We start from the raw sequence: 22,037 nt of genomic DNA, 5'->3' as shown, positions 1-22,037 counted from the left end.
CAGGCTTGGAAAAGCCGCACCCGCCGGTCCCGGGGGAACAGGGAATCAAACGGCGTGCCAGATGGCCGCACCGGCGCTAACAGACTGATTCAGCAAACGATTTCTTAATGTCACGGCGGCTTGGGGCGCGGTCCCACCCGCTACAGCATAAAGCCGCGCCACATTTGCACAATAAATAATCAGGCGGCGGCAGATCCGCGCAACCAAGATGGAGGGATTACGGCGCTGCTCGCAAACTAGGCGGGTTCTAAACGCAAGGGCGCGTCATCCCGCCGCCCGGCCGTACCGAAGGCTGATGGACGCGTCCCACTTCGCTCGAAAACGCTAAAGCGCGTCGGTATCGGTTTCGCCGGTGCGGATCCGGATCGCCCGATCGATCGCTGTCACGAAAACCTTGCCGTCGCCGATCTGGCCGGTCCTGGCGGCAGCGGAAACCGCATCGACGACCTTCTCCGCCTGGTCGCTCGAAACGGCGATCTCAAGCCGCACCTTCGGCAGGAAATTCACGGCGTATTCGGCGCCACGATAGATTTCAGTATGGCCCTTCTGACGGCCATAGCCCTTCACTTCGGTGACGGTCATGCCATGCACGCCGATGGCGTTGAGGGCATCGCGCACCTCGTCCAGCTTGAACGGCTTGATGATCGCGATCACGAGTTTCATGGATGCCCCGGCTGCAATGGCACTCTTCAACGACAATGTTGCAAACGCGATATCATACCGCGCGGTTGCGCAGACTATCGGTAAATGGCGAGAAGGTTAAACGGATGAATCGTCACAACCGGATGCGCGTATGGAGCGCAGCGACATCACGCCTCCCGCTTCACCCGCACCAGCCCTTCCTGCGCGACCGACGCGACGAGCGTTCCGTCCTGCCGGAAGATCAAGCCGCGGGATAACCCGCGCGAACCATGCAGGTTCGGCGAATCCTGCGAATACAGCAGCCATTCATCGGCACGGAACGGCCGGTGCAGCCACAACGCATGGTCGAGGCTCGCGCCCATCAGCTCCTTGTCGAACAAGGTGCGCCCCAGCGGCACCAGCGAACTGTCGAGCAGCGTGAAGTCCGATGCATAGGCCAGCGCGCATTGGTGGATCGCCGGATCGTCGGGCAACTTTGCCGTGGTCCTGAACCAGACATTGAAACGATCGCCGGCCGGCTTCTTGCCGATGTAATGGGCGTATTCCACCGGGCGCAATTCGAACGGCCTCTCGCGCTCGTAATAGCGGCGCACCGGCTCTGGCAGCAGCGGCAGGATATCGCGCCGCACCTCCTCTTCGGTCGGCAGCGTCTCCGGCGCCGGCACATCCGGCATCGGCATTTGATTCTCAAGTCCTTCCTCATCGTTGTGGAAGGACACCATCATGATGAAGATCGGACGGCCGTGCTGAATCGCCTTCACACTGCGGGTGGTGAAGCTCTTGCCGTCGCGCGTGCGCTCGACTTCGTAAACGATCGGCACTTTCGGATCACCGGGCAGGACGAAATAGGCGTGCATCGAATGCACCGCGATGCCGTCCACCGTGCGGGTCGCCGCCACCAATGCCTGGCCGATGACCTGGCCGCCGAACACCCGTTGCCAGCCGGTCTGCGGGGAGCGACCGCGGAACAGGTTGACCTCCAGCGTTTCGAGGTCGAGAACCTTCAGCAGGGCGGACACGGCTTCGGACATGAAAAAGCGCCTTCTCTTGACGTAAGGAGAAAGCGCCCAAAGTCCGGGTTCAAGTCAAGCGCGTACAAAGCCGGGCAGCAATGACCGATACGACCAAGACCGACATCCTCATCGCCGGCGGCGGGTTTGCCGGCCTGTCGCTGGCTATCGCGCTGAAACAGGGTTCGGGTGGCGCATTGTCCGTCGCGGTGGCCGACCCGGCGATGAACCGCGCCTCCGGCGATTTGCGCGCCTCGGCGATTGCCGCTGCGGCACGGCATCTGTTCGAGACCCTCGGTGTCTGGTCGGCAATCGCAGACAACGCGCAGCCGATGCTCGACATGGTGGTGACGGATTCGAAACTCGATCACGCCATGCGGCCGAGCTTTCTCACCTTCGGCGGTGAGATCGCGCCCGGCGAGCCTTTCGCGCATATGATCGAGAACGGACCCATGGTTGCGGCTCTGCTCGACAAGGCCAGAGCGGAAGGTGTCGATCTGCGGCCGGTCGCGGTGTCGCGTTTTGAGCATGGGCCAGCGCGGGTGACGGCGCATCTGTCGGACGGCACGTCCATCGCCGCGCGATTGCTGGTCGCGGCCGATGGCGCGCGCTCGCAGATCCGCGACCAGGCGGGCATCGCCAATTACGGATGGAATTACGGCCAATCCGGCATCGTCACCACCGTCGCGCATGAACGCGATCATCACGGCCGCGCTGAAGAACATTTCCTGCCCGCCGGTCCGTTCGCGATCCTGCCGTTGACTGGCAAGCGCTCGTCGATCGTCTGGACGGAAGCATCGGACGAAGCCAACCGCATCGTCGCATTATCGGACGCGGACTTTCATGACGAACTGGAAAAGCGCTTTGGCCTGCATCTCGGCGAGATCGAAGTCATCGCGCCGCGCAAAGCCTATCCGCTCGGCCTGTTCGTCGCCCGCAGCTTCATCGCCGATCGCATCGCACTGATCGGCGATGCCGCGCATGTGATTCATCCGATTGCCGGACAGGGATTGAATATGGGCTTGCGCGATGTCGCGGCGCTGGCTGAAGCGATCATCGATGGCGCGCGGCTCGGCATCGATGTCGGCGCTGTTTCGGTGCTGGAGCGCTACCAGCGCTGGCGGCGGTTCGACACCATGGCGATGGGCGTCGCGACTGACGGCCTCAACCGGCTGTTCTCCAACAATTCCGATGCGCTGCGGCTTGTGCGCGACATGGGCCTCGGCGTCGTCGACCGGCTGCCGAACCTGAAAAGCTTCTTCATCCGCGAAGCCGCCGGCATCACCGGCGATGTGCCCAAGCTGTTGAAGGGTGAGGTGTTGTAGGCTGCTACAAGCAGCCACATACTCCGTTCATCCCCGCGCAAGCGGGGATCCAGAATCTTTAAACGCTGGGTCCCCGCCTTCGCGGGGACGCGCGGAGAAACAGCTTGTTCCTAAACGTCAGCTCAGCGGAATTGCACCGACGTGATCTTTGAATGCCTGGCGCTGCTCGATGCTCGCGAACCAGCGTTCAAGATTTTTCAGTTCAGGCCGGTCCGGACAAAGCTGCCGAAACCGATAGGCCATCACGCCGACCGGGATATCACCCATCGAGAATTTATCGCCCGCGACATATTCTGTGCGGCCGAGCTGCGCGTCGAGAATCTTCATCGCGTCGGTGGTCTTGTTCTGCGACGCTGCGATCGCGGCCATGTCGCGCTTGTCTTCCGGCGTACGAATCAGCCCCCAGAAAGCGGCGTGGATCGCCGGCGCCACGACCGACAATTGCCAGTCCATCCATTGATTGGCGCGGCCGATCTCTTTCGGCTCGAACGGCTCAAGCGTGCCGGCCCCATATTGCCGGGCGAGATAGCGCACGATCGCATTCGATTCCCACAGGATGAAATCGCCTTCCTGCAAGGTCGGCACCAGACCGTTGGGGTTCATCAACAGATAGGCCGGCTCCCTGTTCTTGCCGTAGTTGCCACCGACATCGAATCGCTCGTGTTCGAGGTTCAGTTCGCCAACCGCCCACATCGCTTTCTGCACATTCGACGATGTGTTGCGTCCCCAGATTTTCAGCATGAAAATTTCCTGACTAACAGAATCTGCTGGTGGTCTTACCTCCCCCTGTAAGGGGGAGAGAGTCTTTATCGTTTCAATCCAGCTTGCGCGCCTCTTCCGGCAGCATGATCGGTATGCCGTCGCGGATGGGATAAGCGAGCTTGGCGCTGCGCGAAATCAGTTCCTGCTTGACACGATCGTATTCCAGCGTCGCCTTGGTGAGCGGACAGACCAGAATTTCGAGAAGCTTCGGATCGACGCTCTCGCCGCTTCGGTGACTGTCGGGCATGATAGTTTCTCCGCTGTCATGGCCGGGCATAAGCCGTTTAAGACGGCGTCTTCGCGCCTTATGCCCCCACCATCCATCATTCGAAAGCAATGGATGCGCGGGTCAAGCCCGCGCATGACGTAACATATTGAGCTGCGATATACACTTATTTGAAAGCCATTACTGCAACGGCGTTTCACCGTCGCTCTTGCTTTTGGCTAACTCGATTTCCGTGACAGCCACAAGAATTTCCGCGCGCGTTTTGAGATCGGGCGCTTCCAGCAGCGCCTGCTTCTCCGCGGTACCATAAGGCGACATCATCGCCAGCGCATTGACCAGCGCTTCGTTGGGCGCATTCTCGATGCCGTCCCAATCGGCTTTCAGGTTGTTGGCCTGCAAGAATTCCGACAAGGCACGCAACAATTGCTTGCGGTCGACCTCTTCTTCGCCCTTGCGTGCGATGAAATCGTCGGCGAACGGCGCATACGTCACGCGGCATTGCCGGTACGCGGTCTGCACCGTCAACTCTTCCTCGACGCGAAAGCGCGCCACACCGGTGAGTTGCATGAGGTAGCGGCCATCGCCGCTCTCGGCGATCTGCGTGATGCGGCCGACGCAACCGATCTTGAACAGGTTGGGCCTGTCCTCCGGACCGGGATGTGCGCTGTCCGGCTGAATCATGCCGATCAAACGGTGGCGCGATGCCAGCGCGTCATCGATCATCTCAAGATAGCGCGGCTCGAAAATATTGAGCGGCATCTGGCCGCGCGGCAGCAGCAAGGCGCCTGGCAACGGAAAGACCGGAATCACCTCCGGCAAATCGATCGGTCCCTCATACGTCACGTTCATGGGCATCGCCGCACTCCGCCCCTCATTTCACTTTGCGTTCGCGATCACGCGAACAACACCGACGATAATTTTCGCCGTCCCGTTACGGTCGCTTCGTCCGTCGGGCCCCAGGCATCGAACAATTGCACGAGCTGCTTGCGCGCTCCGTCATCGTTCCATTTGCGATCGCGCTTGACGATCTCGAGCAGGCTGTCGAGCGCGGCTTCACGATCGCCCTTGGCATTCTGCGCCAGCGCCAGATCGAAGCGCGCCTGATAGTCCTTCGGGTTGGCCGCAACCTTGGCTTCAAGATCGGCAATGGAGCCGAGATCCTTTGTTTGCGTGGCAAGCTCGATTTCCGCGCGCGCTGCGGCCACGGCGGTGTCGTTCTGCTTGCCGTCCGGCACCATCGCCAGCGTTTTCTGCGCCTGTTCGATATTGCCGGTGCCGACATAACAGCGCGCGAGGCCGGCCAGCGCCTGCACATTGGCATTGTCCTGCGCCAGCACCTGCGCATAGGCATCGGCGGCTGCGGTGTAGTCCTTCGAGGCCAGCGCTGCATCCGCAGCCACCAGAATGTCTTTGCCTTCGTCGCCGACGCGATCCTTGATCAGACGTTCGACGAATTCGGTCACCTGCTTGTCCGGCAACGCGCCGAGGAAGCCATCGATCGGCTGCCCGTTCGCGAACGCGATCACCGCCGGGATCGATTGAATGCCCATCTGCTGTGCGAGCTGCTGGAAGATCGCCGGATGCTCGTCGATATTCATCTTGGCGAGCTTGGCCTTGCCCTTGGCAGCCGTGATCACTTTCTCCAGCGTTGGCGTCAGTTGCTTGCAGGGTCCGCACCAGGGCGCCCAGAAATCCACAAGCACCGGCCGGCGTTTTGATTCCTCGATCACGTCCTTGACGAAGGTTTGCGTGGTCGTGTCCACGATCAGGTCTGCGCCGGGCGCAACGGTCGGCGCCTCGCCGATATTCTCAAGCATTGTCAGTAATCCCTGCGGGCCAAACAGCCCGGTCCAAGCTCTTCAGAATTCCAGCCCATTAAATGGCCACCACGATGGCAAATGCAATCGGCAAGGTCAGTCGGCCGGCCGGTCCGACACCGGCCGGATCAGCGGGGTATGTCCGGTCGACTGGATGAACCGGAGCAGATCATCGCGGGCGATCGAAGTGGTCATGGTGTTGACCAGCGGGTGATAGTTGAGAATGTCGTGCTGCATCATCGTGGCATCGAGGACCGGGGTCACCCTGCGGTCCGTGTCGTTGATCAGGGCAAAGGGCGTCACCGAGCCGGGCTCGACGCCCAGCACCTCGCGCAAAAGATCGGCCGAGCCGAACGAGATCCGGCCGGAGCCGATGATCTCCGGCAGCGTTTTTAGGTTGATGCGGGCATCTTCCAGCAGCACCACCAGATACAGCGCCCCGAACCGGTCCTTCAGGAACAGATTCTTGTTGTGGCCGCCGGCGATCTGCCCACGCAGGGACTGCGATTCGTCCACCGTGAACAGCGGCGGGTGCGAGACCGAGGAATGGCGGATTCCCAGCCGGTCGAGATAGGCGAAAAGCGTGTCGGGAGTGGCTGGCATGGCGGGCAGGATGGCGGGCAAAGGGTGAACGGAACCGGCGGACCCGAGCGGGTAATGGCGACTGATGCACCGTTTCCAAAGCTCGTGCTGTATCTGCGGCGATCTCATACACGAACTTCGGCAACAAAGGTGCACTAGCAAGTCTATGATTCTAGTGCCTCTTTTGATTTTGGAGTTCCTGACAGGAGCTTGCTGCAAATGGTGCAGGAACTCCAAAATCGCGGCACTGGTCCCATAATCAACCTTATTTGCCACCGCGGACGCTTTATTTTCGTCATCGGCCCGTCGCGCCAGTTGCAATGGCGGGGGGCATTTGGCATAGGAAGCGCCCGGCGGCCTTCCGCCGGACGCTTACGGATGCGGGTGTAGCTCAGGGGTAGAGCACGACCTTGCCAAGGTCGGGGTCGAGGGTTCGAATCCCTTCGCCCGCTCCAATTTTAATCGCCGTGTCCCCTCACGCGCGGAACTTCCGTTACCATATCCGCCGGTTCCTGCCCGCAGGCGACGATTTCAGCGCGAAATTAAGCGTCTGACCGCACACATGTTGCGATGCTTTGTCGTCTCCGGAGGCCCCGCCCTATGACGTCCCCCACTCGGACTTTTTTTACTCTTCCATCCCTTCGCCGGCTGTCGCCGCTTTTTGTTCTGCTGCTGGCGCTCATGGTGTCGGGCTGCGGCATCAACAACATTCCGACCTTCGACGAACAGGCCAAGGCGAAATGGTCGGATGTGCAAAATCAGTATCAGCGCCGCGCCGACCTGATCCCGAACCTGGTCGAAACCGTGAAGGGCTATGCCAAGCAGGAGAAGGACGTGCTGGAAGGGGTGATCCAGGCACGCGCCCAGGCGACGCAGATCAAGGTGGACGCCAGTACCGTCACCGATCCCGAGGCGTTCAAGAAATTCGAAGCCGCGCAGTCGCAGTTGTCCGGCGCGCTCGGCCGCCTGCTGGCGGTCTCGGAGAATTATCCCGATCTGAAGTCGAACCAGAACTTCCTGGCGCTGCAATCGCAGCTCGAGGGAACGGAAAACCGCATCGCCGTCGCGCGGCGCGATTATATCGAGGCGGTGCGCGTCTATAACACCGAACTGCGCACGCTGCCGGGCTCGATCTGGGCCTCGACCGTCTACCGCAGCTACAAGCCGATGCAGACCTTCTCGGCCACCGCCCCCGACGCCGACCGCCCGCCATCGGTGAAGTTCTGACAGATCGCAGGCGATGACATTGCCGCAGGCGACGAAATTTCGCGCCCTCTTCCTGGCGCTGGCGTTCGCCGTCATCACGACGGCGGCGCTGGCGCAATCGTCGCTCACCTTTCCGGCGCTGACGGGCCGTGTTGTCGACGACGCCGGCATTCTCGATGCCAACACGCGCGCCACGCTGGAAAAGCTTTCCGCCGATCTCGAAGCCAAGTCGACCGACCAGCTTGTCGTCGTCACGCTGAAATCGCTGCAGGGCACGAGCATCGAGGATTACGGCTATCAGCTCGGACGTCACTGGCAGATCGGCCAGAAGGGCAAGGACAATGGCGTGCTGCTGATCGTCGCGCCGAACGAGCGCAAGGTGCGCATCGAAGTCGGCTACGGACTTGAAGGCACGCTCACCGATCTGATCTCGAACTTCATCATTCGCAATTCGATCCTGCCGCGCTTTCGTGCCGGCGATTTCCAGGGCGGCATCACCCGCGGCGCGCAAGACATCTCGCAAGTGCTGATGGGCGATGCGGACGAATATAAGCAGCGCGCTGCGCAGGCCAACGCCGCGCAGCAGCAGCAGATCGATCCGATCGACATGATCTTCATCGGCTTCTTCGTGTTCATGATGATCATGACCGTGCTGAACGCGCTGTCGAATATGCGCCGCGGTGGCCGGGGCATTCCGGCTGGTGGCGTGCGCCGCACCAGCAACTGGGCCGGTGCCGGCCCGATCATTCTCGGGTCTGGCTGGGGCGGTGGCGATTTCGGTGGCGGCGGCTGGGGCGGTGGCGGTGGTTTTTCCGGCGGCGGCGGATCGTTCGGCGGCGGCGGATCGTCGGGGAGCTGGTGATGCTGGTGTCCGAAGCCGACAAGAAGCGCATCTCCGATACGATCAAGGCAGCGGAGCAACGCACATCGGGCGAAATCTTCTGCGTGATCGCCAGGCGATCGGAGGATTACCGGCTGGTGCCGATCGCATGGGCGGCCGGGCTGGCGCTGCTGACGCCGTTGCCGCTGCTGTTCCTGACGACGATGCCGGCCAAGCTGATCTATCTCATCCAGCTGATCGTGTTCATCGTCGCGGCTTTGCTACTGTCATGGCCGCCGATCCGGTTTCGCATCGTGCCCCGCCGCAAGCTGCATGAACAGGCGCATGCCGAAGCGCTCCGGCAATTCGTTGCACAAGGCATGCAGAAGACCGAGCAGCGCACCGGCGTTCTGATCTTCGCATCGGAAGCGGAGCATTATGCCGAGATCATCGCCGATGCCGGCATCCATGCGAAGGTGACGCCGGACGTCTGGGACGAGGCCGTTGCCGCGTTGATCGCAGGCATCGGCAACGGCCGGTCGGCTGATGGTTTCATTGCCGCGATCGAAAAATGCAGCGCAGTGCTGTCGCAGCATTTCCCGCCCGGCGCGCTGAACCGCAACGAATTGCCGGACAAGGTGATCGAGATTTGAGAAGGTTCTTTTTAAGCGCGAGCTGAATTATGTCCGCTCGTCCCCGCGAAGGCGGGGACCCAGGTTTTAAGTCTGGATTCCCGCTGGAGTTTACACTCGGGCTGCGCAAAGCGCAGATCCGGGTGCGGGAATGAGCGGAGAGCGGCGACACTTGTTGTCAATACCCCGCAGCCAGCGCACCGCGCGTGCGGGTGTCGGCGGCGCCGACCAATCCCTTCGGCGTCACCATGATCGAATTCGAGGCCGTGCCCGGTGCGCGCAGCATCACCTTGTGGCCGCGCGCTTCCAGCGCCCGCAAGGTCGCGTCCGGATAACCGCGCTCGGCCGACACCTGATCCGGCAGCCATTGATGATGCAGGCGCGGCGCTGACGTCGCCTGCGCGATATCCATGCCATGATCGATCACATTGGACATGATCTGCAGCACCGTGGTGATGATGCGGCTGCCGCCTGGCGAACCGGTAACAAGGAACACCTTGCCCTTCTTCAGGACGATCGTCGGCGTCATCGATGACAGCGGCCGCTTGCGCGGCGCCGGCGCATTGGCATCGGCACCGACCAGGCCATAGGTGTTCGGCGAGTTCGGCTTGGCGGCGAAATCGTCCATCTCGTTGTTGAGCAAAACGCCAGTGCCTTCGGCGACAAGGCCGTTGCCGTAGCTGAGATTCAGTGTGTAGGTGTTCGACACGGCGTTGCCGAACCTGTCGACCACCGAGAAATGCGTCGTGTTCAGGCTTTCCGCCCGCACCGGATTGCCGTTGCGGATCGCGGTCGAGGGCGTCGCCTGTTCGCCGATGCCGGTGCGCAGGCTCGTGGCGTAGCGTTTCGACATCAGCGCCCGCGCCGGCACTTTCACGAAATCCGGATCGCCGAGATAGACCGCGCGATCGGCATAGGCGCGCTTCATCGCCTCGGCCAGATGATGCGCGGTTTCCGGCGTCGCCGCGCCGGACTTTTTCAGGTCATAGCCTTCGAGAATGTTGAGGATCTGGATCAGATGCAGTCCGCCCGAGGACGGCGGCGGCATCGAAACGATGTCATAGCCGCGATAGCGCCCGCGTGCCGGCGCGCGTTCCACCGCGCGATAGGCCTTGAGGTCGTCCGCGGTCATCACGCCGCCAGCACCGCGCACGGCAGCGGCGATCTTCTCGGCGATCGGCCCTTCATAAAAGGCGCGCGGCCCGTTTTTGCCGATCGCTTCCAGCGTATGGGCGAGATCGGTCTGGATCAGCCTGTCGCCCTTGCCATAGGTTTGGCCGTCGGGTTTCAGAAACACCTTCGCCGATGACGGCCAGCGCGCGAACAGCGGCCGCGCGGTATGGAACGTATCGGCCAGATCGCCATCGACGATGAAGCCATCGCGGGCCAGCGCCACCGCCGGTGCGATCAACTGAGCCAGCGTGAATTTGCCCGAGCCGTATTTGCGATGCGCCAGCGCCAGCCCGGCGACCGTTCCCGGCACGCCGACCGCGAGACCATTGGCGACGGATTTCTGCGGATCTGCGTCGCCCTGCTCGTTGAGAAAGCTCGTCCGTGTGATCGCCGCCGGCGCCATCTCGCGATAATCGATCGCGATATCCTGCCTGTTCTTTTGCAGATGAATGACCATGAAACCGCCGCCGCCGATATTGCCGGCGCGCGGATAAGTCACCGCCATGGCAAAGCCGGTCGCGACCGCGGCGTCCACGGCATTGCCGCCGGCTTTGAGAATATCGGCGCCGATGCGCGCGGCGAGCGCCTCCTGCGCCACCACCATGCCGTTGCGGGCGGTCACCGGCTGCACGGCCGGGATATCGAACAGCGGCCGCGATGGCGTCAGAACCACGTCCTGCGCAAAAGCGGGAGCAAAGACGGGAGAGAGAGCGGCCATCGCAATGGCCGCGGCAGTCAGGAATTTTCGCATCATGTCTCTAAATGCCAGACGTGCCAGTCATCGCGCTTGCGCGTGATAAGCGCTGTTCGGCCGCATATCGGTCGCAGAGGCCACCCGGTTCGACATATTGAAGAAGCCGGCAACGGCGGAAATATCCCAGATATCACGATCGGAAAAGCCGGCGCGGCGCAAGGCCTCGCGGTCGTGATCCTCGATCGCCCAAGGCTCGGCTGTCAGCTTGACCGCGAAATCGAGCATCGCGCGCTGCCGCTTCGACAAGCGCGCGGCGCGATAGTTCATCGCCATCAATTCGCCGAGCACCGGATCGTCCGCCATCTGCCGCACAGCGGCACCATGCGCGACCAGGCAATAATAGCATTTGTTGTGCGACGACACCGCGACGGCGATCATCTCTCGTTCGAGCTTGCTCAGGCCCGATGGCGCCAGCATCAGGTCGTTATACATCGCAACAAAAGCTTCGAGCTTGCCCATGTCGAAGGCATAGGCCTTCAGCACATTCGGCACGAAGCCGAGTTTCTCCTCGCATTTCTTGAAATAGGCCGACATCGATTCGTTCAGCGATGGCTTCGGCAGCGACAGCGCGATAACCATGACATCATCGTTTTCGGCTGCGGGCGGAATACGGGTCGCCGCCTGTGAACCATTCGCATACTTCGCCTTGGATGCGATCGTTTTGGATGCGATGATCGCCGACGTCTTCGTCTTGGATTTGTCATATCGCGGTGCTTTGCTCCGCGGGCTTTGGACCGGCTCAGGCTTCACCATCGATTGGCCCGTTTTGTTCTGTGGTCTTGCCACGCGATGCTCCCTTATCTTCGATCGAACTCAAGCGTATCGCCGGATCCCGGGGGCGAAAACGCACATTGCATATTGCGCTGCAAACTCCCCACCTATTCATCGCGGGGCCGTTTCCCAAGCCCTCGCACCAGCCCTCGACGGTTGTCCGCCGGTAGGGAACACTCCGCCACCACAACGAAATGAGTCGCAGGCCATGAATATCCAGCACGTTGCCGTCAGCGCCGAAGACAAGGGCCTCCGGCAATTGATCGACAAGGCCGGGCAGTTTCTCAAGGGCACTGCGGTGCCAGAGGGATTTGTGGCGCGGCTGTTTTCCCGCGCCTCCGTCGAGGATATCGCCGTTTACAACCCGGCGGAACTCGCGGCTCTGGCCACCCAGGCCTACGAATTCATGGCGGTACGCAAGCCGGGCGTCCCGAAGATCCGCATCTATGCCCCGGACGTGACGCCGGATGCCGACAAGACCCGCGCGATTTCGGTGATCGAGCTGCTCAACGACGACATGCCGTTCCTGCTCGATTCGATCATGGCGGAGCTGACCGCCCGCAACATGACCGTGCGGCTGGTCGTGCATCCGATCCTCGCGGTGGCCCGCGATCAGAACGGCCATCTCGAACAGGTGGCCGCGGAAGACCCGACCACCGAAACAGTGCTCCGCGAAAGTTTCATGCATATCCATGTCGACCGGATCGACGATGAAGCAGCGCGGGCGTCGCTGATCGAGGGCTTCGAGAAAGTCCTGGCCGATGTCACGGCCGCCGTGCGCGACTGGCGGCCGATGCTCGGCCGCGTCGGTGACCTGATCGCCGATATGAAAACCAACCCGCCGCCCCTGCCGGCGGGTGAGGTCTCCGAAGCGGTGGATTTTCTGGAATGGCTGGTGGCCGAGAATTTCACCTTCCTCGGCATGCGCGACTATCGCCTCAGCGGACCGAACCGCGAACCGGCCATGGTGCCGGATTCCGGTCTCGGCGTGTTGCGTCGTCCGGACCGCAACGAACTGAAAGGTCGCGCCGGTGAAGACGTCATCCTGCATGGCCTGCAGACCTACTACGGCGAGCCGAATGCGTTGATGATCACCAAGGCGAGCCTGCGTTCGCGCGTGCATCGCCGCGTGTTCATGGATTGCGTCAGCGTCAAGCGCTTCGACGCCAATGGCGTGGTAACGGGCGAAATCCGCATCGTCGGCCTGTTCACCTCCACCGCCTATACGCGCTCGACACGGTCGATCCCCTATCTGCGCCGCAAGGTGGATGCATTGATGAAGCGTGCGCGCTTCTCCTCGTCGAGCCATTCCGGCAAGGCGCTGGTGAATACGCTCGAGACTTATCCGCGCGACGACCTGTTCCGCATCGACGACGACTTGCTGTTCCAGTTCTCGATGCTGATCCTGCAGCTTGAGGAGCGGCCGCGCGTGCGCGTGCTGCCGCGGCGCGACCGATTCGATCGCTTCATGTCGGTCCTCGTTTATCTGCCCCGCGATCGTTCATCGACCGATGTCATCACATCCGTCGGCGACCTGCTGGCGAGAGAATACAAGGGCCATGTCAGCGGCCTCAGCCTGTTCTTGCCGGAAGGCCCGCTGGTGCGCGCGCATTTCATTGTCGCGCGTTCGGCCGAGCCGATGGACGACCCCGACCGGATCACGCTTGAGACCGGCATTACCGCTCTGATCCGGACCTGGACCGACGACCTCTCTCAGCAACTGCTGCAAAACCGCGAACCGCAACAGGCGCGTCAATTGCTCGAGCGCTATCGCGACGCCTTCCGCCCGAGCTATCGCGATCGCTATTCGCCGGCCATTGCTGTTGCCGATATCCGCACGATGGAAGGGCTGTCGGCGGAGCGCCCGCTCAGCATGGATTTCTATGCGCCGCACGGCGCCGACGGCCACTGCATCGGGCTGAAAGTGTGGAGCTTTGACGGCGCGATCCCGCTCTCCAGCCGCGTTCCGGTCCTTGAGAATATGGGCTTCAAGGTCGTCGACGAACGCACTTATGAAATCCGCCCGACCGGAAAGCATGTCTGGCTGCACGACATGACGCTGGAAAGTGCCGACGGCCAGGCGATCGACCTCAAAAAGGTGGAAGGCGCACTGGAAAGCTGCTTCCTCGTTGTCATGCGCGGCGGCGCGGAAAATGACGGCTATAACGCGCTGGTGCTGAAAGCGGGTCTCGCGTGGCGCGATATCGCGTTGGTCCGCGCGATCTCGCGTTTCCTGCGCCAGGTGCGCATGCCCTTCTCCCAGGATTACATGTGGGCGACCTTGCGCGCACATCCGGCGATTGCGGCGAATATCGTCGATCTCTTCCATGCCCGTTTCGATCCGCGCCTCAGCGCCGAAGGCCGCAACATGCGCGAAGCTGAGATTGCCGCTGCGATCGAAACCGCGCTGAATGATGTGCCGAGCCTCGATGAGGACCGCATCCTGCGCCACTTCGTCAACGCGGTGCAGTCGGCGCTGCGCACGAATTTCTATCAGATCGGCGACGATGGCCGGCCCAAGGCACAGATCGCGATCAAGTATGACAGCCGCAAGCTGACGACGCTGCCGGCGCCGCGCCCGCTCTACGAAATCTTTGTCTATTCGCCGCGTGTCGAAGGCGTGCATCTGCGCTTCGGCAAGGTTGCGCGCGGCGGTATCCGCTGGTCCGATCGGCCGCAGGATTTCCGCACCGAAGTGCTCGGCCTCGTGAAAGCGCAGCAGGTGAAGAACGCGGTCATCGTGCCGGTCGGCGCCAAGGGTGGCTTCGTACCGAAGCACTTGCCGATCGGCGGACCGCGTGACGCCATCGCCGCCGAAGGCGTGGCCGCCTATAAGCTGTTTATCACCAGCATGATCGACATCACCGACAATCTCTCGGCCGACGGCAAGGTGATTCCGCCGGACAACGTCGTGCGGCACGATGGCGACGATCCCTATCTTGTCGTTGCCGCCGACAAGGGCACGGCGACCTTCTCCGACACCGCCAATGCGATTTCCGCCGAGCATGATTTCTGGCTGGACGATGCTTTCGCCTCCGGCGGATCGGCCGGCTACGACCACAAGAAGATGGGCATCACCGCGCGCGGCGCCTGGGAAGCGGTGAAGCGCCACTTCCGCGAGATGGATGTCAATATCGGCACGACACCGTTCACGGTTGTCGGCGTCGGCGACATGTCGGGCGACGTGTTCGGCAACGGCATGCTGCGCGAGAATACGATCAAGCTCGTCGCCGCCTTCGATCATCGCGACATCTTCATCGACCCGAACCCCGATCCGGTCAGGAGCTTTGCCGAGCGCCAGCGCCTGTTCGATCTGCCGCGATCGAGCTGGCAGGACTACGACAAGAGCCTGATCAGCAAGGGCGGCGGCGTGTTTCCGCGCTCGCTGAAGGAAATTGCGCTGTCGCCGGAAATGAAATCGTTGCTCGGCCTCACGGCCGACAAGGCGACGCCCATTCAGGTGATGAGCGCGATCCTGAAGGCGGATGCCGATCTTCTGTTCTTCGGCGGCATCGGCACCTATGTGCGCGCGGCGAGCGAAACCGACGAAGCGGCGGGCGACCGCGCCAACGATGCCATCCGCGTCACAGGCGCCGACCTGCAATGCAAGGTGGTCGGCGAAGGCGCCAATCTTGGCATGACCCAGCGCGGCCGCATCGAAGCGGCGCAAAGCGGCGTGCGGCTGAACACCGACGCGATCGACAATTCCGCCGGCGTCAACACGTCGGACGTGGAAGTGAATATCAAGATCGCGCTCGGCGGCCCGCTCCGCACCGGCGCGCTGACACTGCCCGACCGCAACGCATTGCTGTTCGCTATGACCGACGAAGTCGCGGCTTTGGTGTTGCGCAACAACTATCTGCAACCGCTGGCGATTTCGCTGGCCGAACGCACCGGCCTCGACGATCTCGCCTCTCGGCAACGCATGATGCAGACGCTGGAAGCGCGCGGGCTGCTGGACCGCGTTGTCGAATTTCTCCCCGACGATGCCGAAATCGCCGAGCGGCGGCGGCGGTCACAGGCGCTGACGCGGCCCGAACTTGCCGTGCTGCTCGCCTATGCCAAACTCACGCTGTACAGCGATCTGCTCGACACGTCGGTGCCTGACGATCCTTATCTCGGCAAGGAGCTGACGCGTTATTTCCCGGCCGAGCTGACGCAACGCTTCCCGAGCGAACTCGAGCATCACCGTCTGCGCCGCGAAATCATCGCAACGAATCTCACCAATTCGATCATCAATCGCGGTGGGCCTTCGCTGATTGCCCGCATGACCGACGAAACCGGCGCATCGCCGGATCGCATCGCGCGCGCCTTCGCTGCCGTGCGCGACAGCTATGACATGACCGCGCTGAATGGCGAGATCGACGAACTCGACAACAAGATTTCCGGCGCGTTGCAGCTTGATCTTTATGCCGCGGTGAAAGCGCTGCTGATCGACCGCATGGTGTGGTTCATCCGCAATGTCGATCTGAATCAAGGGCTGGCGTCAATCGTCGAACACTACAGGAGCGGCATCGAGGAAGTGTCGCTTGCGCTCGACGAGACGCTGGCGCAGGACGCAGCCAATGCCAGGGCTGCGCGTGCGAAGGAGCTGACCGAGTCCGGCGTTCCGGAAAGGCTGGCCCTGCGCATCGCCAGCCTGCCGGCGCTGCATGTCGCGCCGGATATCGTGCTGGTGGCGGATCGCACCGGACGCAACATGCCGGACGTGGCGCGGACTTTCCTCGCCGTGGTCCGCTATTTCCGTCTCGAACGCATCGCCAATGCGGCGCGCGACATCAAGGCCACCGATTATTTCGACCGGCTGGCACTGGATCGCGCGCGCGATTCACTCGGCCGCGCCGCACGGCATCTCACCGCCGAGACGCTGGCGGACGGCCGGTCCGGTGCGGACGCGGTCGATGCCTGGGTCAAGCCGCGCGCCGGCGAAGTCGAACGCATCCGCACATCGATGCACGAGATCGCCGATACCGGCTTGTCGCTGTCGAAGCTCGCGGTGGCGGCGAGTTTGCTGGGCGATCTGGCGGGGAAGTGAAACCCACACTCCGCTCATTCCCGCGAAGGCGGGAATCCAGCGCTTAAGAATCTGGGTCCCCGCCTTCGCGGGGACGAGCGGAAGATAGAGCTTCCGCTCACCAACCTAATGCCTAAAATGCCGCGTCCCGGTGAACACCATGGCGATGCCGGCGTCGTCGGCCGCCTTGATCACCTCGTCGTCGCGCATTGAGCCGCCCGGCTGAATCACCGCCGTTGCGCCGGCTTCGATCGCCACCAGCAAGCCGTCGGCAAACGGGAAGAAGGCATCCGACGCCACCACCGAGCCCTTGGTCAGCGGCGTGCTTAAGCCCAATTCCTTCGCTGCGTCTTCTGCTTTGCGTGCGGCAATGCGCGCAGAATCGACACGGCTCATCTGTCCGGCGCCGATGCCGACGGTTGCGAGATCCTTGGCATAGACGATGGTGTTGGACTTCACATGCTTGGCGACACGGAAGGCGAAAACAAGATCGCGCATCTCCGCATCGGTCGGCTGACGTTTCGTCACAGCCCTGATCGCCATATCATCGGCGACCGCATTGTCCCGCGTCTGCACCAGCAAGCCGCCGGCCACCGATTTCACCGTCAATCTCGCGGCGCGCGGATTGGGTAAGCCGCCAGCGAGCAGCAATCGCAAATTCTTTTTCGCGCCGACAATGGCGATCGCTTCCTCGGTGGCATCCGGCGCAACGATGACCTCGGTGAAAATCTCGGTGATCGCGCGTGCGGCTTCAGCATCCAGTGTGCGATTGACGGCAACGATGCCGCCGAAGGCCGATGTCGAGTCGCAGCGCAGCGCCTTGCGGTAAGCGTCTTCCAGGCTCGCGCCTTCGGCGACGCCGCACGGGTTCGCGTGCTTGACGATGACGCAGGCGGCGCTACGGGTCGGATCGAATTCCGCGACGCATTCATAAGCCGCATCGGTGTCGTTGATGTTGTTGTAGGACAGCTGCTTGCCCTGCACCTGACGCGCGGTGGCAACGCCCGGCCGCTGTTCCGGCATACGATAGAACGCCGCCTCCTGATGCGGGTTCTCGCCATAGCGCAACGCTTCCGCCAGCGTGCCGCCAAAGGCGCGGAAGGTCGGCGCGGTTTCCTTCAGCTGATCGGCAAACCAGTTGGAGATCGCGGCGTCATAGGCGGCGGTGCGCGCATAGGCCTTGGCCGCAAGGCGCCGGCGTAAATCGAGGCTCGTGCCGCCGCTCTTCAGCGCGTCCAGCAAGGGCGCGTAGTCGTTGGCATCGACGATCACCGCGACATCGTCGTGGTTCTTCGCCGCCGCGCGGATCATCGCCGGACCGCCGATATCGATATTCTCGATGCAGTCCTCAAAGCCGGCGCCCTTCGCCACTGTCGCTTCGAACGGATAGAGGCTGACGACAAGCAGATCGATCGGCTTGATGCCATGCGCCTGCATCGCACCGGCATGCTCGGTGTTGGCGCGGATCGCGAGCAGGCCGCCATGCACCTTCGGATGCAGCGTCTTCACCCGGCCATCCATCATTTCCGGAAAGCCGGTAAGCTCCGACACATCAACCACCGGCAGGCCGGCATCGGCGATCGCCTTGGCGGTGCCGCCGGTGGAGACGATCTCGACGCCTTGCGCCGACAACGCCCTGGCGAAGTCGATCAGGCCGGTCTTGTCGGAAACGGAAATCAGCGCGCGTTCGATGCGGCGCGGGGTATCGGTCATATCTCTCTACCTGTCGTCCTACTGGCAACCATCCCTCCGCTCATTCCCGCGAAAGCGGGAATCCAGAACGGCCATTCTGGGTCCCCGCCTTCGCGGGGACGAGCGGCAACACATATTGCTCATTCAAAGCGGCAATTCCGGCTCGTTCTGCGACTTGCGGCCTTTCGCGGCCTCGCCGGTCTTGCGTGCGGCCGGATGTGTGCGCGGTGTATGCGTGAAAGTCCAGTGCACCCGCGAGGCCTGCCGCGCATGGCCGTAGATCACGATCTGCACGGCGCGGCGCGGCCCGTCGGTGCCGCCGAGAAACACGCTCTCCTCCAGCTCGACGCGATCCTCATGGCCATCGAAGGTCCAGACATCCTTGTTCGGCAAGACCAGCATCACGCCATGGCCGTCGGCAATGCGGCTCGCCTTGATCGATGGATGCAGATGGAAACGGACCGCGAATTCGTCGCGCGCGCCGGGCGGCAGCATCTCGCCATGGGTCGGCGTGAACACATCCTCGCCTTCCAGCTTGGTGCCGCCGGCCGTCAGCATCACCGAGCGCTGATGGATGATGCCGAAGCGGCTGGAATAGCCGTCATGCGACGCGCGAAGGAGGATCGCCTCTTCGGTATCGTCGCGCGCAATGGCGACCTCCGATGGTCCATCGACCACCGGCACGCCGATCAGTTTGCGGAACGGCCCTTCCTCGCGAAAGCGATAGGACGAAGTGTTGTTGAACGTCACCGTCGAATGCGCCGCCGTCGCGCGCGCCACCTGCCGCCAGCTTTCGCGATTGATCGCCGGCAGTCCGCAATTGACGACGATGCGCTGGCCGCCGGCGCACATTTCGAACGACAGACATCCCGCATGCGCTTCCTGGCTGGCGGCGACCGGCGGCGCCTTGCCGGTATCCATCAGCACCAGCAGATTGTTCAGCTTCATGCGCTGATAGCCGGAATGCGGCGCATGCTCGAACGGTTCGCCGCGCACGTCGTCATAGGCGAGGATGGTCGCGAGCTGGTCCACCGGCGTCGCGCCCATGCCATTGAACAGCGCGAAATTGCCGTCGTCATGTCGGAAGAACCGTAGCATCGGCATCATCCGGTCGATCGCATTCAGCAGCGCCTGCGGCGGCTGCATGTTGCGTGAGGAAAAGGCCTGCTTCAGCGGCAGAAGATCGAGCAGCACTTCGATGATCGCGCCGGGATTGCGGCTGATATGACCGCCGTCGGGCAGGATCTGCTGATCGAGCTGATCGCTCAGACGCTTCATCGTGCCGCGCAGATGCCGGTCCTGGCTGGCCATGCACAACGTCGCATACATCAGCGCGATGGTCGCCTGCAGGCTCTGCGCGCCGGCGCGCGCTTCGGAGGCGTTGGACCGCAGGTAGCGCACTTGCCGCGTCAGGCTGCGCATGAAGCGGCGATAAAACTGGACGTCGACATCCTGCAGGATCAGCGGCGCCTGGCAGATCCAGGAGATGATCCGGCGCGTCAGGATTTCGGGGCGCCAGGCCAAAGCATGCCAGCGGCCCTGCAGGGTGATCCATTCATCCACCAGGGCGCGCGCATTGGCGCGGGTGATCGCCGAATCGGCGGCGCGCAGATGCCGCAACCAGCCGAAGCTGTAGAGCTCGGCCGCCCATTCGTCGGACGGCGGCGCCAGCTCGAACGGCGAGCGGCCATCGGAGATCACCACCTTGCCGGCAAAGGCGAAGCGGCCGGCATAGATCTCGCTCGCGCGGGTGCCGTCGGCGGTGCGCAGATCCTGCGGCGACAGCAGCAGGCGGTCGGCCTTGCGGGGAATGAGGCGCCACGGCAGCAGCGGAAAATTGTTCACGCGCCCGCTCGCACGACGCAACCCGCGGCGCACAAGCAGCCACGACAGCCTGCCACGCTCCGCGACCGTCACCCGCGCCACCGACACGGTCTCCCCTCGTTATGCTGCCTCGAAAAGAGGCCGCTCCTCAAATTCACGTACCACAAACGGTCTTAATTCCGAAAAATGTCTCTTCGGCCTCATCCTGAGGAGCGCCGTAACGCGCGTCGCCAAGGAGGAGGTCGGCCTCGATCCTTCGAGACGCATTGCTGCGCAATGCTCCTCAGGATGAGGCCGGAACGTGTGTGGATGTGGCGTGCCTGATTCGGACACCCCGGAGACGATCTGGATGAGAAAATACGGCGGAGGCGAGGCGCCCGCCGTATTTTCTTTTGCGCGGTAAGTCTTTGAGCATGATGCCGAAAAAGCCTGCCCTCGGGCATCGACCCGAAGGTGCGAAGCGGTTTTCGGACGACATCATGCTCCAACTTATCCAGCAGGAGGTGCTTATCGGCCCCAGGGTCCGCCAGCTGACCCGCCCCGGCCGGCACGCGACCACGGGCTTCCGGCCGGCATGCTGCCGGCCGGCCGGGCCGAGGCGCGGTCAGCATCGGCGTAGCCGCCACCTTGGCCACCACCGCCGAAGCCACTCTGGCCCATTTCGCGGGCGAGCGCATTCAGCGCGGCAATCCGGTTCTCGGTCGAAGGATGCGTCGAGAAGAGGTTGTCCATCCGCTCGCCCGACAGTGGGTTGATGATGAACATGTGCGCCATCGCCGGGTCGCGCTCGGCCGGCTCGTTGGGAATCACGTGCGCGGCGTTGGAAATCTTGGCCAGCGCCGAAGCGAGATAAGCCGGCTGGCCGAGGATCTGCGCGCCCATCTTGTCGGCCGAATATTCGCGCGTGCGGCTGATCGCCATCTGCACGATCATCGCCGCGATCGGCGCCAGGATCACCATCGCCAATGTGCCGATGATGCCCATGCCGTTGTTGTCGCGATTGCCGCCGCCGAAGAACATGCCGAACTGCGCCAGCATCGAGATCGCACCGGCAATGGTCGCGGTGATCGTCATGATCAGCGTGTCGTGATTCTTGATATGCGCCAGCTCGTGCGCGACCACGCCGGCGACTTCCTCGCGCGACAGCCGCTCGAGCAAGCCGGTGGTCACCGCGACGGCGGCATTCTCCGGGTTGCGGCCGGTCGCAAAGGCGTTCGGCTGCGGCTGATCCATGAGATAGACCTTCGGCATCGGCAGGTTCGCGCGGCCCGCGAGCTGCTGCACCATGGCGTAAAGGTCCGGCGCCGTGCGCGCATCGACCTCCTGCGCGCCGGCCATGGACAAGACCATCTTGTCCGAATTCCAGTATGCGAAGATGTTCATGCCGGCCGCGACGACCAGCGCGATGAGCGCGCCGCCCGAGCCACCGATCAGATAGCCGACACCCATGAACAGCGCGGTCAGACCGGCCAGCAGCATGGCTGTCTTGAAATAATTCATCTTTCCCTCCTGAACCGGGCGGCTTTCTCGCCAATTCCCGGCCGCTCAAGAGGATGGTGAGGGCTTTGGTTCCCTGCAAGATCGCGCGGCGCTGCGCCGCATCAGAAGATTGAGCGGGGATTAAAAAAATCTACCCAAGATTGATTTTGCGGATGTTCGCGTTGCGTCATAAGGGGCTTGACATTTTTAGGAACATATACCTATATTCCATCACCTCGCTCATGAGGGGCGTCAACCGGTGACGCTGTTGATGGAGCAAGGTGCGGCGCCTGCGGGTGTGAGGTCGT

17 protein-coding genes and 1 tRNA gene are annotated in these 22,037 nt (G+C 62.6%); 6 read left to right on the top strand and 12 right to left on the bottom strand.

The window, feature by feature from the left end; all coding sequences use genetic code 11:
* Positions 1-324 precede the first annotated feature (324 nt).
* Both CAK95_RS08565 and tesB read right to left on the bottom strand, forming a co-directional pair.
* Entirely contained in the window at positions 325-663 is a 339-nt protein-coding gene (locus CAK95_RS08565; protein WP_086087536.1) for a P-II family nitrogen regulator, read from the bottom strand.
* Positions 664-809: 146 nt separating this feature from the next.
* The gene (gene tesB, locus CAK95_RS08560) at positions 810-1,673 is read right to left on the bottom strand and encodes an acyl-CoA thioesterase II (RefSeq protein WP_086087535.1); all 864 of its coding nucleotides are present in this window, start codon (positions 1,671-1,673) and stop codon (positions 810-812) included.
* Between the two features lie 80 nt (positions 1,674-1,753).
* Between tesB and CAK95_RS08555 the strand changes: the two genes are divergently transcribed.
* A complete protein-coding gene (locus tag CAK95_RS08555; RefSeq protein ID WP_086087534.1) occupies positions 1,754-2,977 on the top strand; it encodes a ubiquinone biosynthesis hydroxylase in 1,224 nt (407 codons plus the stop codon).
* A 117-nt stretch (positions 2,978-3,094) separates the two neighbouring features.
* Here CAK95_RS08555 and CAK95_RS08550 read toward each other — a convergent pair whose 3' ends face one another.
* The 5 genes from CAK95_RS08550 to CAK95_RS08530 all read right to left on the bottom strand — a co-directional run bounded on the left by CAK95_RS08550 (position 3,095) and on the right by CAK95_RS08530 (position 6,493).
* Positions 3,095-3,718: a glutathione S-transferase family protein gene (locus CAK95_RS08550; RefSeq protein WP_086087533.1), complete on the bottom strand. Its 624-nt coding sequence runs from the start codon at positions 3,716-3,718 to the stop codon at positions 3,095-3,097.
* Between the two features lie 73 nt (positions 3,719-3,791).
* Positions 3,792-3,986 (bottom strand): Trm112 family protein, encoded by a 195-nt coding sequence (locus CAK95_RS08545; protein WP_086087532.1) that lies wholly within the window; start codon positions 3,984-3,986, stop codon positions 3,792-3,794.
* 159 nt (positions 3,987-4,145) lie between these two features.
* On the bottom strand, positions 4,146-4,820 hold the full coding sequence (locus CAK95_RS08540; protein WP_086087531.1) for an LON peptidase substrate-binding domain-containing protein: 675 nt from the start codon (positions 4,818-4,820) through the stop codon (positions 4,146-4,148).
* A gap of 38 nt (positions 4,821-4,858) precedes the next feature.
* A complete protein-coding gene (locus CAK95_RS08535) occupies positions 4,859-5,788 on the bottom strand; it encodes a thioredoxin family protein (protein ID WP_425349701.1) in 930 nt (309 codons plus the stop codon).
* Between the two features lie 90 nt (positions 5,789-5,878).
* Positions 5,879-6,493 (bottom strand): prolyl-tRNA synthetase associated domain-containing protein, encoded by a 615-nt coding sequence (locus tag CAK95_RS08530; RefSeq protein ID WP_342587999.1) that lies wholly within the window; start codon positions 6,491-6,493, stop codon positions 5,879-5,881.
* 251 nt (positions 6,494-6,744) lie between these two features.
* Here CAK95_RS08530 and CAK95_RS08525 point away from each other — a divergent pair.
* The 4 genes from CAK95_RS08525 (at position 6,745) to CAK95_RS08510 (ending at position 9,043) form a co-directional block, all read left to right on the top strand.
* A tRNA-Gly gene (locus tag CAK95_RS08525) sits at positions 6,745-6,819 on the top strand.
* 145 nt (positions 6,820-6,964) lie between these two features.
* Positions 6,965-7,591, top strand: a complete 627-nt coding sequence (locus CAK95_RS08520) for a LemA family protein (protein WP_086087528.1) — start codon at positions 6,965-6,967, stop codon at positions 7,589-7,591.
* Positions 7,592-7,604: 13 nt separating this feature from the next.
* Entirely contained in the window at positions 7,605-8,432 is an 828-nt protein-coding gene (locus CAK95_RS08515; RefSeq protein WP_086087527.1) for a TPM domain-containing protein, read from the top strand.
* Positions 8,432-9,043, top strand: coding sequence for a TPM domain-containing protein (locus CAK95_RS08510; protein WP_086087526.1), 612 nt, complete (start codon positions 8,432-8,434; stop codon positions 9,041-9,043). Before CAK95_RS08515 ends, CAK95_RS08510 begins: the two co-directional genes overlap by 1 nt.
* A gap of 157 nt (positions 9,044-9,200) precedes the next feature.
* Here the strand turns inward: CAK95_RS08510 and ggt are convergent, their stop codons facing one another.
* Positions 9,201-10,949: a gamma-glutamyltransferase gene (gene ggt / locus CAK95_RS08505; RefSeq protein ID WP_425349679.1), complete on the bottom strand. Its 1,749-nt coding sequence runs from the start codon at positions 10,947-10,949 to the stop codon at positions 9,201-9,203.
* A gap of 24 nt (positions 10,950-10,973) precedes the next feature.
* The gene (locus CAK95_RS08500; RefSeq protein WP_086091284.1) at positions 10,974-11,528 is read right to left on the bottom strand and encodes a peroxidase-related enzyme; all 555 of its coding nucleotides are present in this window, start codon (positions 11,526-11,528) and stop codon (positions 10,974-10,976) included.
* 400 nt (positions 11,529-11,928) lie between these two features.
* On the opposite strand from CAK95_RS08500, the gene CAK95_RS08495 reads away from it, so the two are divergent.
* A complete protein-coding gene (locus CAK95_RS08495; protein WP_086087525.1) occupies positions 11,929-16,755 on the top strand; it encodes an NAD-glutamate dehydrogenase in 4,827 nt (1,608 codons plus the stop codon).
* A gap of 105 nt (positions 16,756-16,860) precedes the next feature.
* Here CAK95_RS08495 and purH read toward each other — a convergent pair whose 3' ends face one another.
* The 3 genes from purH to htpX form a co-directional block, all read right to left on the bottom strand.
* On the bottom strand, positions 16,861-18,447 hold the full coding sequence (gene purH / locus CAK95_RS08490; protein WP_086087524.1) for a bifunctional phosphoribosylaminoimidazolecarboxamide formyltransferase/IMP cyclohydrolase: 1,587 nt from the start codon (positions 18,445-18,447) through the stop codon (positions 16,861-16,863).
* 123 nt (positions 18,448-18,570) lie between these two features.
* The gene (locus CAK95_RS08485; RefSeq protein WP_086091283.1) at positions 18,571-20,343 is read right to left on the bottom strand and encodes a heparinase II/III family protein; all 1,773 of its coding nucleotides are present in this window, start codon (positions 20,341-20,343) and stop codon (positions 18,571-18,573) included.
* A gap of 414 nt (positions 20,344-20,757) precedes the next feature.
* Complete coding sequence (gene htpX / locus CAK95_RS08480) at positions 20,758-21,750, bottom strand: zinc metalloprotease HtpX (RefSeq protein ID WP_086087523.1); 993 nt, start codon at positions 21,748-21,750, stop codon at positions 20,758-20,760.
* Positions 21,751-22,037 lie beyond the last annotated feature (287 nt).

The sequence above is a fragment of the Pseudorhodoplanes sinuspersici genome, from assembly GCF_002119765.1.
Lineage (GTDB): Bacteria > Pseudomonadota > Alphaproteobacteria > Rhizobiales > Xanthobacteraceae > Pseudorhodoplanes > Pseudorhodoplanes sinuspersici.
Note: the sequence above shows the minus strand (reverse complement) of the source record. Positions and strands in the feature narration are given on the sequence as shown.

Bases quoted from the DNA above. Each gene is read 5' to 3' on its own strand.
- CAK95_RS08565 (WP_086087536.1), bottom strand. From the start codon at position 663: ATGAAACTCGTGATCGCGATCATCAAGCCGTTCAAGCTGGACGAGGTG.
- tesB (WP_086087535.1), bottom strand. From the start codon at position 1,673: ATGTCCGAAGCCGTGTCCGCCCTGCTGAAGGTTCTCGACCTCGAAACG.
- CAK95_RS08555 (WP_086087534.1), top strand. From the start codon at position 1,754: ATGACCGATACGACCAAGACCGACATCCTCATCGCCGGCGGCGGGTTT.
- CAK95_RS08550 (WP_086087533.1), bottom strand. From the start codon at position 3,718: ATGCTGAAAATCTGGGGACGCAACACATCGTCGAATGTGCAGAAAGCG.
- CAK95_RS08545 (WP_086087532.1), bottom strand. From the start codon at position 3,986: ATGCCCGACAGTCACCGAAGCGGCGAGAGCGTCGATCCGAAGCTTCTC.
- CAK95_RS08540 (WP_086087531.1), bottom strand. From the start codon at position 4,820: ATGCCCATGAACGTGACGTATGAGGGACCGATCGATTTGCCGGAGGTG.
- CAK95_RS08530 (WP_342587999.1), bottom strand. From the start codon at position 6,493: ATGAGATCGCCGCAGATACAGCACGAGCTTTGGAAACGGTGCATCAGT.
- CAK95_RS08520 (WP_086087528.1), top strand. From the start codon at position 6,965: ATGACGTCCCCCACTCGGACTTTTTTTACTCTTCCATCCCTTCGCCGG.
- CAK95_RS08515 (WP_086087527.1), top strand. From the start codon at position 7,605: ATGACATTGCCGCAGGCGACGAAATTTCGCGCCCTCTTCCTGGCGCTG.
- CAK95_RS08510 (WP_086087526.1), top strand. From the start codon at position 8,432: ATGCTGGTGTCCGAAGCCGACAAGAAGCGCATCTCCGATACGATCAAG.
- ggt (WP_425349679.1), bottom strand. From the start codon at position 10,949: ATGATGCGAAAATTCCTGACTGCCGCGGCCATTGCGATGGCCGCTCTC.
- CAK95_RS08500 (WP_086091284.1), bottom strand. From the start codon at position 11,528: ATGGTTATCGCGCTGTCGCTGCCGAAGCCATCGCTGAACGAATCGATG.
- CAK95_RS08495 (WP_086087525.1), top strand. From the start codon at position 11,929: ATGAATATCCAGCACGTTGCCGTCAGCGCCGAAGACAAGGGCCTCCGG.
- purH (WP_086087524.1), bottom strand. From the start codon at position 18,447: ATGACCGATACCCCGCGCCGCATCGAACGCGCGCTGATTTCCGTTTCC.
- htpX (WP_086087523.1), bottom strand. From the start codon at position 21,750: ATGAATTATTTCAAGACAGCCATGCTGCTGGCCGGTCTGACCGCGCTG.